Below are 15,100 nucleotides of genomic sequence, written 5' to 3' on the forward strand. Positions count from 1 at the left end.
ATGACCACCATTTTGGTTGGTCATTTTCTTATCTTAATAAATCGAATTACTTCAACGATTAGGATAACTAGCACTAAGAAAAATAAAGCAGTATATATGGGGAATAGCAACAAGGCATTGACCCAAAGGTTTTTTGTCCACATTTTATGAATAAGAAGGGGTTCAATTCCTCTTTTCCTGCTGAAACGTGGAAACATAAAAAAGAGAAATACTGTTGCTAAAGCAAAGACCCCTATTCCTGTGGAACCACTGCTTTGCTCTCTACCAAGCGGTTGTGCTTGCTCCGAATTCTCCTCGGTGGAAGCCTCCTTTTTTTCCGAACTGGTTGTTGCCACTACTTCCTTAGAAGTATTCTCTTGAATATTCTCTGATTCCTTATTTACGGAGTACAATCCAATACCATTGGCTTTGGCTTCTAACATTGCTTCTTCAATGCGGGTTTCGTACTTATAGGTACCATAATCGTAAAAGTCCTCGACTAAGCCAGCTCTCGTAATTTCCTCTTGATGAAGTTTTTCATCAACAAACACCCATGCTAACAAACGGTCATATTTGTCAAAAAGAGAAGGCCCGTCGGTTTCAATGGTTATTTGTCCATTTTGTAACAGGGAACACGAATAGTCGCTTGCTTCATTTCCATAGGGTTCCTGTTGGTTTGTGCTTTCTGGTGTATCGATGTATAAAAATCTGGTTTTATAAGACAATCCGTTAATAAAAAAGATCGCGGTGTCCCCATCTGTGCATTTTTCTAATGTTGCCTCGTATGTCTTTCCTAATTCTAATGGATTATTTGTTGAAGATGATGTGGAAGCAACATCACTTTTTGCAAAAGCATATCCTTCAAGGTCTACTTTGCTTTCGGTTAATCCATTCGCACATGAGTTACTATTATACTTTTTAATTAATGTGATGAGCTCTGACATATTTGTAGCGTTTTTAGCAAGCTCCGTTGGCTCATGTAATAAGTACACGCAATCTGCTCTTCGGAAATGTCCTCCAAGCTCATCTCTTGACCCGTTATGCGCCAACGCTTGGAAAGGAAGGATGGACATAAGTACAAGGGTAATCATGATGGTAATAATCGGGGTCTTTCTAGTCAATAACGTTTCCTCCTAAATCTAGTTGCTAACTGCTAATATATCATAATGAAAGAAATGCTGAAATAGTAATAAACCTGAAGCGGAGGTAATAAGAATGAATTGACTTCAAGGTTTCATTAATGAAAGGGGGCTGCATTTCAATGAAAGCTTCTTTTTTAACAAATGATCATGATATGTTTAGAAAGGCTCTACGCAAAATGCTTGAAAAGGAAGCCTATCCATATTTTAAACTATGGGAGGACAAACGCCACATACCAAAGGAATTTTGGCTCAAGCTTGGTGAAAATGGTTTTTTGTGTCCGTGTATTGATGAGAAATATAGTGGCTTAGGCTTGGATTTTTCATATGCAATGATCTTAATTGAAGAGTTAGAAAAGGTAGGACAGGGAGTTGCTAGCGGTATATGTTTACACTCTGAAATCGTAAGCCCTTACATTGAGCAATTAGGAACGGAAGAGCAAAAGGAAAAATGGTTACCTGGCTTTATCAGTGGACGAATAATATCAGCCATTGCAATGACAGAGCCAGGTGCAGGTTCAGATTTAGCTGCCATACGAACGACGGCGACAAGGGACGGAGACTTTTTCATCGTTAATGGAGAAAAAACATTTATTACGAATGGAACAGAAGCAGACCTTGTGGTGATTGTGTGTAAGACAGACCCGAAAGCTTCACCTGCTCATAAAGGGATTAGCTTACTTGTCGTGGAAGAGGGGACACCTGGTTTTAAAAGAGGTAAGAAACTAGATAAAATTGGTATCCATAGTGGAGATACTGGTGAGCTAATTTTTGAGGATGCCAAAGTCCCAGTTAGTAATTTACTTGGTGAGGAAGGAAAAGGCTTTTATTATTTAATGGAAAATCTCCAGCAGGAGCGCTTAGTTGTCGCTCTACAATGCCAGATTGAAGCAGAAGTAATGCTTGAATTAACCATCAACTATGTAAAAAATCGCCAAGTATTTGGTCAATCGATAAGTAAATTTCAGAATACTCAGTTCAAAATTGCAGAAATGGCCACGGAAATTGATCTAGGAAGAGTATATGTGAATCAGCTGATCGAACGCCATGTGAATGGAGATTCGATTGTTAAAGAAGTGTCGATGGCCAAGTGGTGGATTAGTGAAATGGCCAAGCGCGTGGCAGCTGAATGTTTGCAGCTTCACGGCGGATATGGATATATGGAAGAATACGAGATTGCTAGGCGATATCGTGACATTCCTGTTGCCAGTATTTACGCTGGTTCCACGGAGATTATGAAGAATATCATCGCCAAACAGCTAAAGCTATAGTAGAGGCTTGAGGAAATCCTTAAGCTTTTTTTGTGATAATATGAAAATATGATTTCACTCAAGAGGAGAGTTGTTATGGAGACAGAATTGTTACGAATCTTTAATGAAGACCATGAGCCAATTGGAGTTGCCACACGGGCTGAAATACATGAAAAAGGATATTGGCACGAGACGTTTCATTATTGGTTGATGGAGAAGGAACAAGGGATGGATTATATATTTCTTCAGCTTCGAAGTCCAAAGAAAAAAGATTATCCGCACCTTTTAGATATTACTGCCGCCGGCCATTTACTTGCCAATGAAACAGTTGAAGATGGAATTCGAGAGGTGAAAGAGGAAATAGGGTTGACTGTCCATATGGAGGAGTTGGTGTCACTAGGAATCCTGAAGTATTCTGTTAAAATGGAGCCCTTACTAGATAATGAGTTGGCTCATGTATTTTTACATAGAAAAAATGTCCCATTCGATTCGTTTGTTCTACAAGAAGAAGAGGTCGCAGGTATATACCGAATGAAGTTTACGGATTTTTCTGCTCTTTGGAGAGATGAAATCCAGCACATTCCAATGCAGGGCTTTAAAGTGGAAAATGGAGAGAAATATTTTTATGAAAAATCTGTTGGCAAGCAACAATTTGTCCCTCATGATCAATCGTTCTATCAGGCTATAATTAACAAAATCCAGCAGGAGCTAAAATAGCTCCCAAGCTGTTTGTAGTAGGTTAATCCCGGTATGAATTTCGCTTTCTGTTACTCCACCATATCCGACCAATACCTTTGGCGTAAGCGGCAGGCTATTGCTATCATAATAAACAGAAGTAGGATACACCCTAACGCCGACTTTTTCAGCATTGCTAATTAATTCGCTTTCGGTCATGTTGTTATGTATCTCGAGTAAAATATGTAATCCAGAATCAACTCCAATCACTGTTACGTGTTTTCCAAATTTCTCTGTAATAAGATAGAGCAAGGTGGTTTGTTTTCTTCTATAGGTAGTGCGCATTTTCTGTAAATGACGACTCCAGTGACCTTCTTTCATAAACAGATACAAAGTTTGTTGATGCAGTCTTGATACGGTCTGCTTATAAATGGAAAAACGATTTTGATATCTTGAAAGAAGGGTAGATGGAAGTACCATAAAGCTAATTCTTAAAGAAGGAATCAATGATTTTGAAAAGGTACCAAGATAGATAACCCGTCCCTGATGATCAAGACCTTGTAACGAAGGAATAGGTCTTCCTGTATGACGAAATTCCCCGTCGTAATCATCCTCAATAATATAACTCTCCGTTTCCTTGGCCCATTTTAAAAGTTCCATTCTTCGTGAGATTGGCATCACCATTCCCAATGGAAACTGATGCGAGGGGGTCACATACGCTACGGTTGCCTCACTGTCTCTCAAATCTTCCATTTTAATACCATTTTGATCTAAATTAATCCCGAGAAGTTTGACACCTTGGTCCTTAAATGCTTCCCGTGAGCGGTGAAAGCCCGGATTCTCCATTGCATAGACTCTTTCTCGTCCAATGAGCATCGTTAAAAAGGTAACCATATATTGTGTGCCAGCACCAATAATGATTTGTTCAGGTTCACATCTGACTCCACGCGATTGGTATAAATACTTGGCGATTTCGATGCGGAGAGGGAAGTCCCCTTGCCGATCGCCACTTAATAAGAGATGGCTCTCATCTTCATAAAGGCTTTGTACAGTCAATTTACGCCAAGTAGTAAACGGAAACTCATTTAATGCAATGTTTCCGTGGCCAAAATCCACTTTTATGTGATTTGCTTGAGGTACCTTACGAAGGTTGTCGCTCTCTGAGGCATGTTCTTTTTCAATTGATAACATATCCATTTCCAGTTCAGTGACAAATAATCCCTTTCGCGGTTCACTTTTGACATACCCTTCCGCGATTAACTGTTGATAAGCTGTCTCAACGGTTGTTTGGCTGATTCCCAAATGTATAGAGAGTTTTCTTTTTGAAGGCAATTTTGTGTCTGGAGTGAGTCTCCCTTCAACCATTTCTTTTTTAAAAAAAGAATAAAGCTGTAAGTAAAGTGGCTCCGCATGATCTGGATCTAAAGGAACTGTAATTTCAAGAATATTTATCTCCTCTTTCTATTCAATCTGGCATGGTTAATTATAACATATCTGACACTTTAGGAGTGGTCAGTTGATGAGTAATATAATAAAAAAGGAGGATGTAAACATGATTACAATAAACTATGAAGAAAATAAAAAAATTACTGCAGAGGACCTGGCAGAGGTTTTTAGCCAATCTGGCATAAAAAGACCTATTGAGGATCTGCCTCGGCTACAAAAAATGATCAACCAAGCAGATATTACTGTGACAGCATGGGACGGAAGGAGGCTTGTTGGTATTGCAAGAGCCATTACCGATTTTAGTTACTGCTGCTATTTATCAGATTTAGCCGTTGATAGAGATTACCAGAATCAAGGGATTGGAAAAGAACTTGTGAGACGCGTTCACGAACGGTTAGGAGAAGAAATATCTTTAATCCTTTTAGCATCACCGATAGCCATGGATTATTATTCGAAAATTGGATTTCAAAAAATCCAAAACGGCTATATCATCCCAAGAAAATAGAAAAAAACAAATTTAATGGGAAATTTGTATGATTCCATGAAGATTTTTGTCGAAATTTGGAATACTATATAGTAAGAGAATAGAGAAGGAGTGGTCACTTATGAATTATCATTCCGTCTGGTATATTGCGTTAGTGGCCGCAAGTAGCTTGCTTTTCTTGTATACTTACTATAAAAAAAGGGATGAGCCAGTTTTCTTATTATTGTTAGCGGCTATTGGGTTTGGTTATATCATTGAGGGAGTTATTTATAACTTTCTGCAAAGTTACGAGTATTACCCACGTTTTATTCCTAGAAATCCGACGTATGATAGTAATCTTGGAGCTATTGCTTCTAATGCATTTGTCTTACCCGTTATCGCAGTTTTTCTAGCAACCTTCAGAAAGAATTGGAAATGGTCACTGTTCTTTTCGTTATTTCTCATAGGTATTGAGTGGTTGTTCGAAGAGCTTTCTATCTATAAACATAATTGGTGGAGAAATGAGTATACCTTTTTCGGGTTATTATTAGTTTACTTTCCATTTATCAAATTATTGTACCGGTGGTTATTGGTTAAACATGAGGGAATTCGCCACTTTTTATTATTGTTTTTAATTGTTAGTCCGATTTTAGGAACGATTCACATGCTTCCCCTTATGTTTTTATCCAATCGTTATTATGATTTGGGTTGGTATGAAAATGTGTTTCAGGATACTAATGCATTTGCAGCTATTTACTATATATGTTCAGGTCTAACTATTACGGCCTTAGCAAAATGGAAGATAAGGTATAGATGGTTTAAATTTTTCTTTTTAATAATCAGCCTGTTTTTTATTACCCGTGTCTTGTTGTTTACCGGTATCCTACACATTTTTGCGTGGTGGGACCCATATCTTTATATAACATTCCCTGCAGCAGTTTTAATTTTAGCAGAAAAGATCAGTAAGATATTGGGGAAGCACACCGAATTTATATCCGAATAATAGCACAGTGAGGCAACTGTGCTATTTGCCGTGTGAAAATCCCTTATTATGGATAAACTCGAAATATGGGGGTAACCTCCTAAAAATGTATGCAAATAGGAGATGCTCGGTCATGGTAAATGTACTCTATGCGTCCGTTTGGATTTTTGCGATGTGGAAATGGGGAGATTGGAAAAATTGGCAAAAATACTACCCAACCATTCTTTTTTTTATCATAGGGGATTTTCTCTATTTGTACCTATTGTCAGATCTCTATCCTATGTGGCGGTACCATCCACCTGAAATCGACAAACAAGCAGGACTCACGAATACACATATTTCATTTTCCATCATGATAATTAAATATCCAGCCACAGCACTCATCTATTTATCCAAATTCCCGGGTTCACGTAGCAAACAGATTCTTTACATATTAGGATGGACATCTTTGTACATGATCAACGAAGGGATCGATTATAAAACAGGTCTCATTCAATACTCTAATGGTTGGAGTATCAAGTGGTCTATTGCATTCAATATGATGATGTTTACTATATTATGGGTCCATCATCGTAGACCAATTTTAGCATGGGCTATTTCTATATTATTCATCCTCTCATTGTGGCAAATCTTTGATGTACCATCCAAGGTTTTCCGGTAAAAAATACTTAAGATTTCACAGGTTAAACATGAAAATTGTCGAATTTTGTCCGATATAGAAACTGACACAGAAAATATTACATCTATGCGGAGAAACAGATGAATAAAAGAAAAATCACTTTACAATTAATCATAGTATTATTAATAGCCTTTGCAATGCTCGGAACGTATCTTGGAGTGATGATTTCGAGTATCATCGTTAGTAAAGAAAATAGAGAAAAAGGTTATTTAAGTGAAAATCAGGTGTACGCAGAAAAGCTGGCAGACACAACAGACTTACTTTTTCGAAATATGTTGCAAACGCTTGAGGTGAGTGCCGGTTCGATTTACCCGTTTACTCAGGATGGTGATCAACTATATGGAGAGTTAAATCAAGTACTAACCTCAACCAACTTTTTTAATTCAGTTTTTTTAGTCGATAAAGAAGGAGAAATTGTCCACTCTGCTCCACATCTTGATTTAGAAGGAGTAAAGATTGATACTATTGGTGTTAGCGATGCGATTAACAAGAAAATGCCGCTGATCTCCCAGCCATATATCAGCGAGGTGACGAAAAAACTAATAATTCTCATCTCTATACCGGTATTCGATGATAAAGGAGCGTACTTCGGATTTCTAGGTGGAACGATTTACTTAAGTGAAGACAATAGCATCAAAGATACTTTAAGTCTTCATCCGAAACATGCAGTCGATTCTTATGTGTATGTAGTGGATTCAGAAGGAAATATCATCTATCATCCAGAGAGAAATCGGATTGGTGATAATGTTATAGAAAATGGTGCCGTTAGACGTGTTGTAGAGGGCAAAGTTGGTAAGATTGAAATAACAAACTCGAAAGGAATTAGAATGCTGGCAGGCTATGCACATGTAAAAACAAGTAATTGGGGAATTGTGAGCCAGACTCCTAAAAATTCTTATATTCAACCTTCTATCGAGTTAATAAAGCAGGTTGGAAAGTTTACTCTTCCGTTCGTAATATTAGTTTTGGTCATTTCTATTTATCTATTGAGGAAATTTGTACATCCACTTCGAGAGTTAGCACAGTATGCTCATCAAGTGGCGGAAAAAACAACGATTACAAGGCCAGATATTCCTGAAGGCTATTTCGAAGTGAATGAGTTAAAGCACACGATGTTTTTAATGGTAGACCACTATCGAACACAAATTCAAATGTTTGAAAATGAAGCTACACTTGATCCATTAACTGGATTGTTAAATCGTCGCACTCTACAAAAGCGTATTCATGAATTTAAGGAGTATTCAATCATTCTGTTCGATATTGATCATTTTAAAATGGTCAATGATACCTATGGGCATTTAATGGGGGATGATGTTTTAAGATTCTTATCAGAACTTATTCGGAAGCAAACAAGAGAATGTGACATTAGTTTCCGTTACGGTGGAGAAGAGTTTTTGATTCTCTTACCGAATACTAATATAGAAGAAGCTTACCAAATTGCTGAACGAATAAGGAAAACAACAGAAGAAACAAGCAGTCCCATTGGTAAGGCAGTCACGATTTCGGTTGGTGTCGGAAATATGCCAAACACTGCCAGCCATCACAATGAGTTATTTAATTTAATTGACCAAGCTTTATATCGAGCAAAAGGAAATGGAAGAAATCAAACAGTGACGGCGGACGAAGTAAAATAAATGATTAAAAGTAACGCTTGTCTCATATAAGGGACAAGCTTCCTTGTTGTAGGCTTCCTACTTTTATTAGGGAACAGGTAGAGATTACAGAAAACAAATTTGGGGATTTACAGAAACCCATTTTTTCGTTAGACTGTGCAGAGTGACAATGAAAGGAGGAATATGTATGGTTAAAGATATTATTCTTGTACTAGTTCTTCAGTTAATTTACGTTCCAACCTTTACACTGAGAACCATTTTCCTAGTAAAAGGGTTGAGAATGCAGGCAGCATTTCTAGGGTTACTTGAGGCACTCATATACATATTCGGACTATCGATTGTATTTAATGGGGAGCAAAATGTAGTTGTGATGATTGTGTATGCCATTGGATTTGGATTAGGTATCATCATTGGATCCATGATTGAAGAAGCATTAGCAATTGGATATACAACGATTCAAGTGATTTTAACCAATAAAAATATGAATCTGGTTGAGCAGCTTCGTAAAGATGGTTATGGCGTGACTGTTTACGAAGGTGAGGGAATCGAAGCCATTCGATATAAGTTAGAGGTATTAACAAAGAGAAACCAAGAAGAAGGTTTATACGACATGATTCAGCAATATGAACCGAATGCATTTATAATTGCCTATGAACCGAAAACATTTAAAGGTGGTTTCTTGCTAAAGGCAATGAAGAAAAGGAAGAAAATGAAAAAACAGATAGAGGAAAACCACGCTTAGGTACTCATAGTTAAACCCTTGCATTTTCAAATGTAAGGGTATTTTTTTACAATTGCAAATTATACAATTACACTATAGATAAAAGGGGGGATAATACGTGAAAAAAATAAATTATAAAGATACAATTCGTACAGAGGATGAACTTCGATCGATGATGGGATTTCCAAGTGAGCTCGTCAAAAACAAGACCATTTCTATTATTGATAACCATTGTAGAAATTTTATTTCGAAGTCACCATTTCTAGTATTATCCACGTCTGATAAGGAAGGGTATTGTGATGTGTCACCGAGGGGAGATCTACCTGGATTTGTACACGTGTTAAATGAAAACCAGTTAGTCATCCCTGAAAGGCCTGGGAACAAGCGGATGGACTCTATGCGGAATATTTTATCTAACCCACGAGTCGGCTTGATCTTTTTCATTCCTGGTCTGGGCGAAACTTTGCGGGTAAACGGACAGGCTACCCTCATAAAAGATCCGGAAATACTGGAGTGTATGGCGGTAAAGGGGAAGTCGCCGTTAGTAGGAATTGCTGTTGATGTGGAAGAGTGTTTTATTCATTGTGCAAAAGCATTTATTCGATCAGGTTTATGGGATCCTTCTTCATGGCCGGAGAGAGGACTATTGCCTTCAGTGGCTACTATCATATCTGAACATGTGAATTTACCGAATACGACTGCTAGGACGGTAGAAGAAGGACTGAAAGAAAGCTACAAGGAAAGACTTTATTAATGGTGTGTTTGAAATTCGTCCTTATGTTTTAAATTGACAATGTTTTTGAGGAGGTGTACATTTAACTCGGGTTAAATACTTCTTTTTTAAAGGGTGAAATAGTACAGATGAGTTCCAATCAAGCACTAGACTTAAAGCTATTAAAAAAGTTTAAAAACGAACTAACAAGATTTATGATGCTATATCAATTTGGTATTGATGAGTTAAATACGAAAATTGATATTTTAAAGCAGGAATTTCAATATATTCATGATTACAGCCCTATTGAACATGTAAAATCTAGAATCAAATCACCAGAAAGTATTCTTAAAAAAGTACAAAGAAAAAATCTAGATTTATCATTGCCAAGCATAAAGGAAAACATTAAAGATATTGCGGGAATTCGGATTACCTGCTCCTTTATTTCTGATATTTTTGAGATAAGTAGAATGCTGGAGAACCAAAGCGATATCGAAGTAGTAGAAAAGAAGGATTATATTAATCATCCGAAACCAAATGGCTATCAAAGCTTGCATTTAATTGTGAAAATCCCAGTGTTTATGTCAAATGGAATTGAAAATGTTTATGTGGAAGTACAAATCCGTACCATTGGGATGGATTTCTGGGCAAGTCTTGAACATAAGATTTATTATAAATTTGAGAACGAAGTTCCCGCTTATTTATCGAAAGAACTGAAAAACGCTGCAGACACTGTAGCGATGCTAGACAAAAAAATGGAAGTTTTACATGAAGAAATACGTAACCTGGATAAGGAAGATGACATAGAAAATGAGCTGAACCTTTTGAATGCTAGCGGACAAAAACTAAATATACCGATGGCACTTCTAGAGAGCTTGTCTAAGGATAAAGAGTAGCAGAGACAATGAAAGAGGACGATTGAAAATATTTCAATCGTCCTTTCCTTATCTTAATAATCTGTTACAAAGAAGTCTCTATCAAGGAATGCTTCAATTACTTCACTGATGCGGAAAGACGTTTGTGGTGAATCATAGTTTTCAAATACATGCTCACAGCTATTTTTATATGCCATAGTTTCGTCATAATGAGACATATGGCGGTTAATAACTTCCTCGTTGTCCTGACGTTCCTTTTGACGGGAGACTACCGTATCACGATCGGCATAAATGAAGAAACGCATAACACGGTCCCCATACATTTCCTTCAATTTTTCAGTACCTTCAGGATTGAGTGTCAAATATACAAGATTATGGGATTCAAAGGCTTTAACAATATCTTCTTCACGTATACCGTAATGGAAACCATCAATTTCTACACTCTCAAGAAATTCTCCATTGTCCTCCATTTTCTTGAATGTAGTTTCATCAATAAAATAATAATCTTCTCCATTTTGTTCGTAATGACGTGCTGAACGAGTGGTATAAGAAAGAACTGTCTCCATGTCAAAAGCAGTAGCAACCATTTTAGCAATCGTTTTTCTTCCAGACCCATCAGGACCTGTGTAAATAAATAATTTTTGTTTATCTTTTATTTCGTACATAGATTACCTCCTGAAAAATATATTTAAAATGTTTCAAACAAAGTGAAAGGTGAAAACAAATAAATATCTATATCATCCTATTATAGCAGAAAGTGCCATATAAATCTGATAACAAATATTTGCAGAGATACAGTAGAAGGCGAATCTAGGAGGCATTTGGTATCATCATATATAATGATTATGTAAAATATTCTGATAACTTAATATAAGAATGCCAAATTTAAGAGAAAAACGCAAGAAATTAACCTGTTTTTTTGTAAGATAAATTAACAGTATTGATTGAGATGAGCACAGTCTTTGACACATATACCATTATTTAATAAAATTAACTTATAATTTCAAAAATTGCGGAGGTTTTTTTATGTATGATATTGCCATAATTGGTGCAGGTCCAGCAGGAGCGAGTGCCGCCATATTTACAGCAAAGGCTGGAAAAAAAACATTATTACTTGACCATGATAAAAGTATCACGAAGCGTGCTTGGGTTGAAAATCATTATGGTGTGTCTGAAATGACTGGCCCAGACTTAGTGGAAACAGGAAAGAAACAAGCAGCAAAATTTGGAGCTGAAATTATTAATCTTCCTGTAGTCCATATTGAAAAAGGAGAAAATAGATTTACTGTTCAAACAGAAGAACAAACTTTTGAAGCAAAGCATGTCATTTTAGCGACAGGGGTATTAGCCGATTTGGCAGAAAAAATGGGACTAACAACAAAACCAGGAACAGAGCCAAGAATTCCTAAAAATGTGGCGGTGGATGCGAATGGTAAAACTGAAATCGAAGGAGTTTGGGCTGCAGGAACGATTGCTGGAGTAAGTGTTCATACCATTATTACAGCTGGTGACGGAGCAAGAGTAGCCATTAATGTGATTAGCGAAATCAACGGAGAACGCTATGTGGATCACGATGTATTAAAAGCATAATACAAAGAGGGCAGAAAAGTGTGTATTAACACTTTCTGCCCTTTTTTTGAATATTTTGATTGTCATAATGGTAAAAAGATCGTATAGTTATAGTTAATGAGAATGATAATCAATAACAATTGGTTATAGGAGAGTGTGACAATGGAGAAAATAGATCTTTTTGATGTAACAATCATCGGAGGCGGGCCGGCAGGGCTGTACTCTACTTTTTATAGTGGCTTAAGAGAAATGAAGACGAAATTAATTGAATTTCAGCCTCAATTAGGTGGAAAGATTCATGTGTATCCAGAAAAAATGATTTGGGATGTTGGAGGGATGACACCAGTTCCTGGAGCAAAACTTATCGAGCAACTGGTTGAACAAGGACTTACCTTTAACCCAACAGTGGTACTTAATGAAAAGGTAGTTTCTATCGCACGAAACGCAGACGGTATTTTTGTTCTTGAAAGTTCCTCAGGTGAATATCATTTTTCAAAAACAGTGATTGTTGCCGTTGGTAGTGGAATTCTGAAGCCGCAAAAACTGAACATCGAAGGAGCCGAACGGTTTGAGGTATCTAATCTGAACTATACCGTGAAATCATTAAAGCAATTTAAGGATAAAACCGTAATCATTTCAGGTGGTGGAAATTCTGCGTTGGATTGGGCAAATGAGCTTGAGCCTGTTGCAAAAAAAGTCTACATTACGTACCGAAAAGACAAAATGTCTGGTCATGAAGCACAAGTGTCACAATTACAAAATAGCTCAGTGACTTGTTTAAGTACTTCGTCCATTACGAAGTTAATAGCTACTAATGATCAGGAATTGATTGAAAAGGTAGAGATTACTAATAACGTAACTGGGGAGGCAACTCTGTTATCGGTTGATGAGGTAGTAATTAATCACGGATATGAACAGGATGCAGGTCTTTTGAAAAACAGCGATTTACATATCAATATGCTCGAGGATTTTTATATTGAGGGGAACTCTTATAGTGAAACCTCGGTTCCAGGATTATTTGCGGCCGGTGATATTCTTAAGTTCGATGGGAAATTGAACTTAATTGCTGGAGCTTTCCAAGACGCAGCCAACGCTGTGAATAAAGCAAAGAAATTTATTGAACCAGATGCTCATCAAGCAGCAATGGTTTCATCACATAATGATGTGTTCAAGAAGCGCAATCGGGAGTTAGTGAAACAATTGGTAAAATAGATATCTGTCAAGAAGGTTAACGCAATCGTTAATCTTCTTTTTTTATCCCTATCGATCTGAAAAAGCAATATCTCAAGGTTCAGACATATGTATTTATATACGTTCGAACTCAATTGTTTCGTTTAGCATCGGATGTCTGTTTAAGTTTTTTATTAGTAAAAAAACTGGTGTGTTTTAGTGAAAAATCACGTTGACATAAATTCTTTTGGATGGATACAATGAAGTCTAAGAATGCTAAAGCGTTTTCTTATGGAGGTATGATGGTGACTAAATTACATACTGCAATAGACTCAATTATAAAAGAACAACCAACCGTAAACAAAAATCATTGGAGATTGAATTATCATGTAACCACTCCTGCCTATTGGATGAACGATCCAAATGGGTTTAGTTTTTTTAATGGAGAATATCATCTGTTCTATCAACATCACCCGTATTCACCTGAATGGGGTCCCATGTATTGGGGGCATGTAAAAAGTAAAGATCTTGTTCACTGGGAACATTTGCCGATCGCGCTTGCACCAACGGAAGAATATGACCAGGATGGTTGCTTTTCAGGAAGCGCCATTGAAAAAGACGGTAACATGTATGTGATGTATACGGGGAATACATGGACAGGGGATGACCATGATAAAGATTTATTACAAGTGCAATGCCTAGCGGTAAGTGAAGATGGTGTTCATTTTACAAAGCTAAAAGAAAATCCAGTTATAGCTGAAGCTCCTATAGGTGATATTCATCCCTATCATATTCGTGATCCAAAAGTGTGGAAACAGGATAATGACTATTATTGTGTGTTAGGTTCAAGAACGAAGGAACATCATGGACAAGTGTTACTGTATCGTTCTAGTGATATAGTACATTGGGAATTCATAAGTGTTATGGCTAAAAGTGACGGGGATTTAGGGTATATGTGGGAGTGCCCTGATGTGTTTCGTTTGGAAGGTCATGATGTACTCATGATGTCACCACAAGGGGTTAAGCCGAAAGGAGATTTGTATCTTAATCTCCATCAAGCAGGCTATGTAGTAGGGGAATTAGATTATCAAACAGGTGTACTTTCACATGGCGATTTTCATTTATTGGATTATGGGTTTGATTTTTATGCTCCGCAAACGATGGAAGATCCGAATGGAAGACGTATTATGATTGCCTGGATGGCGATGTGGGAGAGTCACATGCCTGAGCAAGAATACAATTGGGCAGGAGCTATGACGATTCCTCGACAGCTTGAATGGGTAGAAGGAGAAATTTTCAGCAAACCTGTTCCCGAGTTACAGGAACTTCGTGGGAATATGGTTCAGCTTGAACATGTGACGGTAAAAGAAGAGAAGGTTGTTCCTGAACTTATGGGGGATAGTTATGAGCTTGAGGTAACAATTGATGCAAAATCCGTCGAACAGTTTGGTGTGAAGGTTCGAGTGAGTGAGAATGAGGAAACAGTTATCTCTTATAACCGACTAGAAGGAAAGGTGATCTTAGACCGGGAGCGGTCTGGAAAAGGTCCAAAAGGAATACGAAAAGCACCAGTAATACTAAAAGAAAATCTTCTCCATCTCCGCATATTTGTTGATCACTCTTCGGTAGAAGTATTTATTAACGAGGGAGAAAAAGTTATGTCAGCAAGAGTTTATCCAGGTGAAAACTCTACGGGTATCAGCTTTTTCTCTGATGAAGAGATAAGCATTGTTAACATAAGAAAATGGGACTTGAAAAAATCTATTCACCCAATGAGTGATCTTTTTGCCTAGATGATATTATCCTGCGAAACCCACGACCTTTCAG

Annotated in this window: 15 protein-coding genes; 12 read left to right on the plus strand and 3 right to left on the minus strand. The window is 37.3% G+C overall.

Annotated elements, in window-relative coordinates:
* Window positions 1-20 precede the first annotated feature (20 nt).
* Window positions 21-1,100 (minus strand): thermonuclease family protein, encoded by a 1,080-nt coding sequence (locus tag ACVBAX_RS07255; protein WP_447116448.1) that lies wholly within the window; start codon window positions 1,098-1,100, stop codon window positions 21-23.
* Window positions 1,101-1,240: 140 nt separating this feature from the next.
* Between ACVBAX_RS07255 and ACVBAX_RS07260 the strand changes: the two genes are divergently transcribed.
* A complete protein-coding gene (locus ACVBAX_RS07260) occupies window positions 1,241-2,389 on the plus strand; it encodes an acyl-CoA dehydrogenase family protein (RefSeq protein ID WP_447116449.1) in 1,149 nt (382 codons plus the stop codon).
* Window positions 2,390-2,464: 75 nt separating this feature from the next.
* Complete coding sequence (locus ACVBAX_RS07265) at window positions 2,465-3,085, plus strand: NUDIX hydrolase (protein WP_447116450.1); 621 nt, start codon at window positions 2,465-2,467, stop codon at window positions 3,083-3,085.
* Here the strand turns inward: ACVBAX_RS07265 and pdxR are convergent.
* Window positions 3,077-4,495, minus strand: a complete 1,419-nt coding sequence (gene pdxR / locus ACVBAX_RS07270; RefSeq protein WP_447116498.1) for a MocR-like pyridoxine biosynthesis transcription factor PdxR — start codon at window positions 4,493-4,495, stop codon at window positions 3,077-3,079. The genes ACVBAX_RS07265 and pdxR overlap by 9 nt on opposite strands.
* Window positions 4,496-4,598: 103 nt before the next feature.
* On the opposite strand from pdxR, the gene ACVBAX_RS07275 reads away from it, so the two are divergent.
* From ACVBAX_RS07275 to ACVBAX_RS07305, 7 genes are all read left to right on the plus strand, one after another.
* Window positions 4,599-4,994 carry a GNAT family N-acetyltransferase gene (locus tag ACVBAX_RS07275; RefSeq protein ID WP_447116499.1) on the plus strand — a complete coding sequence of 132 codons (396 nt, stop codon included), beginning with the start codon at window positions 4,599-4,601 and terminating at the stop codon, window positions 4,992-4,994.
* Window positions 4,995-5,094: 100 nt separating this feature from the next.
* Window positions 5,095-5,955, plus strand: a complete 861-nt coding sequence (locus ACVBAX_RS07280; RefSeq protein WP_447116451.1) for a hypothetical protein — start codon at window positions 5,095-5,097, stop codon at window positions 5,953-5,955.
* A gap of 112 nt (window positions 5,956-6,067) precedes the next feature.
* A complete protein-coding gene (locus ACVBAX_RS07285; RefSeq protein WP_447116452.1) occupies window positions 6,068-6,595 on the plus strand; it encodes a CBO0543 family protein in 528 nt (175 codons plus the stop codon).
* Between the two features lie 98 nt (window positions 6,596-6,693).
* Window positions 6,694-8,247 carry a sensor domain-containing diguanylate cyclase gene (locus tag ACVBAX_RS07290; RefSeq protein WP_447116453.1) on the plus strand — a complete coding sequence of 518 codons (1,554 nt, stop codon included), beginning with the start codon at window positions 6,694-6,696 and terminating at the stop codon, window positions 8,245-8,247.
* 166 nt (window positions 8,248-8,413) lie between these two features.
* Entirely contained in the window at window positions 8,414-8,968 is a 555-nt protein-coding gene (locus ACVBAX_RS07295; RefSeq protein ID WP_430775407.1) for a DUF2179 domain-containing protein, read from the plus strand.
* A gap of 97 nt (window positions 8,969-9,065) precedes the next feature.
* Complete coding sequence (locus ACVBAX_RS07300) at window positions 9,066-9,701, plus strand: pyridoxamine 5'-phosphate oxidase family protein (RefSeq protein ID WP_447116454.1); 636 nt, start codon at window positions 9,066-9,068, stop codon at window positions 9,699-9,701.
* Window positions 9,702-9,808: 107 nt separating this feature from the next.
* Window positions 9,809-10,555 carry a GTP pyrophosphokinase gene (locus ACVBAX_RS07305; protein ID WP_447116455.1) on the plus strand — a complete coding sequence of 249 codons (747 nt, stop codon included), beginning with the start codon at window positions 9,809-9,811 and terminating at the stop codon, window positions 10,553-10,555.
* 53 nt (window positions 10,556-10,608) lie between these two features.
* On the opposite strand, the gene ACVBAX_RS07310 is transcribed toward ACVBAX_RS07305, so the two are convergent.
* On the minus strand, window positions 10,609-11,199 hold the full coding sequence (locus ACVBAX_RS07310) for a guanylate kinase (protein ID WP_447116456.1): 591 nt from the start codon (window positions 11,197-11,199) through the stop codon (window positions 10,609-10,611).
* 361 nt (window positions 11,200-11,560) lie between these two features.
* On the opposite strand from ACVBAX_RS07310, the gene ACVBAX_RS07315 reads away from it, so the two are divergent.
* The 3 genes from ACVBAX_RS07315 (at window position 11,561) to ACVBAX_RS07325 (ending at window position 15,066) form a co-directional block, all read left to right on the plus strand.
* Window positions 11,561-12,124 carry an FAD-dependent oxidoreductase gene (locus ACVBAX_RS07315; protein ID WP_430775414.1) on the plus strand — a complete coding sequence of 188 codons (564 nt, stop codon included), beginning with the start codon at window positions 11,561-11,563 and terminating at the stop codon, window positions 12,122-12,124.
* Window positions 12,125-12,265: 141 nt separating this feature from the next.
* Entirely contained in the window at window positions 12,266-13,315 is a 1,050-nt protein-coding gene (locus ACVBAX_RS07320) for an NAD(P)/FAD-dependent oxidoreductase (RefSeq protein ID WP_447116457.1), read from the plus strand.
* A gap of 260 nt (window positions 13,316-13,575) precedes the next feature.
* Complete coding sequence (locus tag ACVBAX_RS07325; RefSeq protein WP_447116500.1) at window positions 13,576-15,066, plus strand: glycoside hydrolase family 32 protein; 1,491 nt, start codon at window positions 13,576-13,578, stop codon at window positions 15,064-15,066.
* Window positions 15,067-15,100: the final 34 nt, after the last annotated feature.

The organism is Robertmurraya sp. GLU-23 (assembly GCF_052983275.1).

Coding starts and splice junctions, on each gene's coding strand:
- ACVBAX_RS07260 (WP_447116449.1), top strand. CDS start 1,241: ATGAAAGCTTCTTTTTTAACAAATGATCATGATATGTTTAGAAAGGCT.
- ACVBAX_RS07305 (WP_447116455.1), top strand. CDS start 9,809: ATGAGTTCCAATCAAGCACTAGACTTAAAGCTATTAAAAAAGTTTAAA.
- ACVBAX_RS07310 (WP_447116456.1), bottom strand. CDS start 11,199: ATGTACGAAATAAAAGATAAACAAAAATTATTTATTTACACAGGTCCT.
- ACVBAX_RS07265 (WP_447116450.1), top strand. CDS start 2,465: ATGGAGACAGAATTGTTACGAATCTTTAATGAAGACCATGAGCCAATT.
- ACVBAX_RS07285 (WP_447116452.1), top strand. CDS start 6,068: ATGGTAAATGTACTCTATGCGTCCGTTTGGATTTTTGCGATGTGGAAA.
- ACVBAX_RS07325 (WP_447116500.1), top strand. CDS start 13,576: ATGGTGACTAAATTACATACTGCAATAGACTCAATTATAAAAGAACAA.
- ACVBAX_RS07290 (WP_447116453.1), top strand. CDS start 6,694: ATGAATAAAAGAAAAATCACTTTACAATTAATCATAGTATTATTAATA.
- ACVBAX_RS07320 (WP_447116457.1), top strand. CDS start 12,266: ATGGAGAAAATAGATCTTTTTGATGTAACAATCATCGGAGGCGGGCCG.
- ACVBAX_RS07280 (WP_447116451.1), top strand. CDS start 5,095: ATGAATTATCATTCCGTCTGGTATATTGCGTTAGTGGCCGCAAGTAGC.
- ACVBAX_RS07295 (WP_430775407.1), top strand. CDS start 8,414: ATGGTTAAAGATATTATTCTTGTACTAGTTCTTCAGTTAATTTACGTT.
- ACVBAX_RS07315 (WP_430775414.1), top strand. CDS start 11,561: ATGTATGATATTGCCATAATTGGTGCAGGTCCAGCAGGAGCGAGTGCC.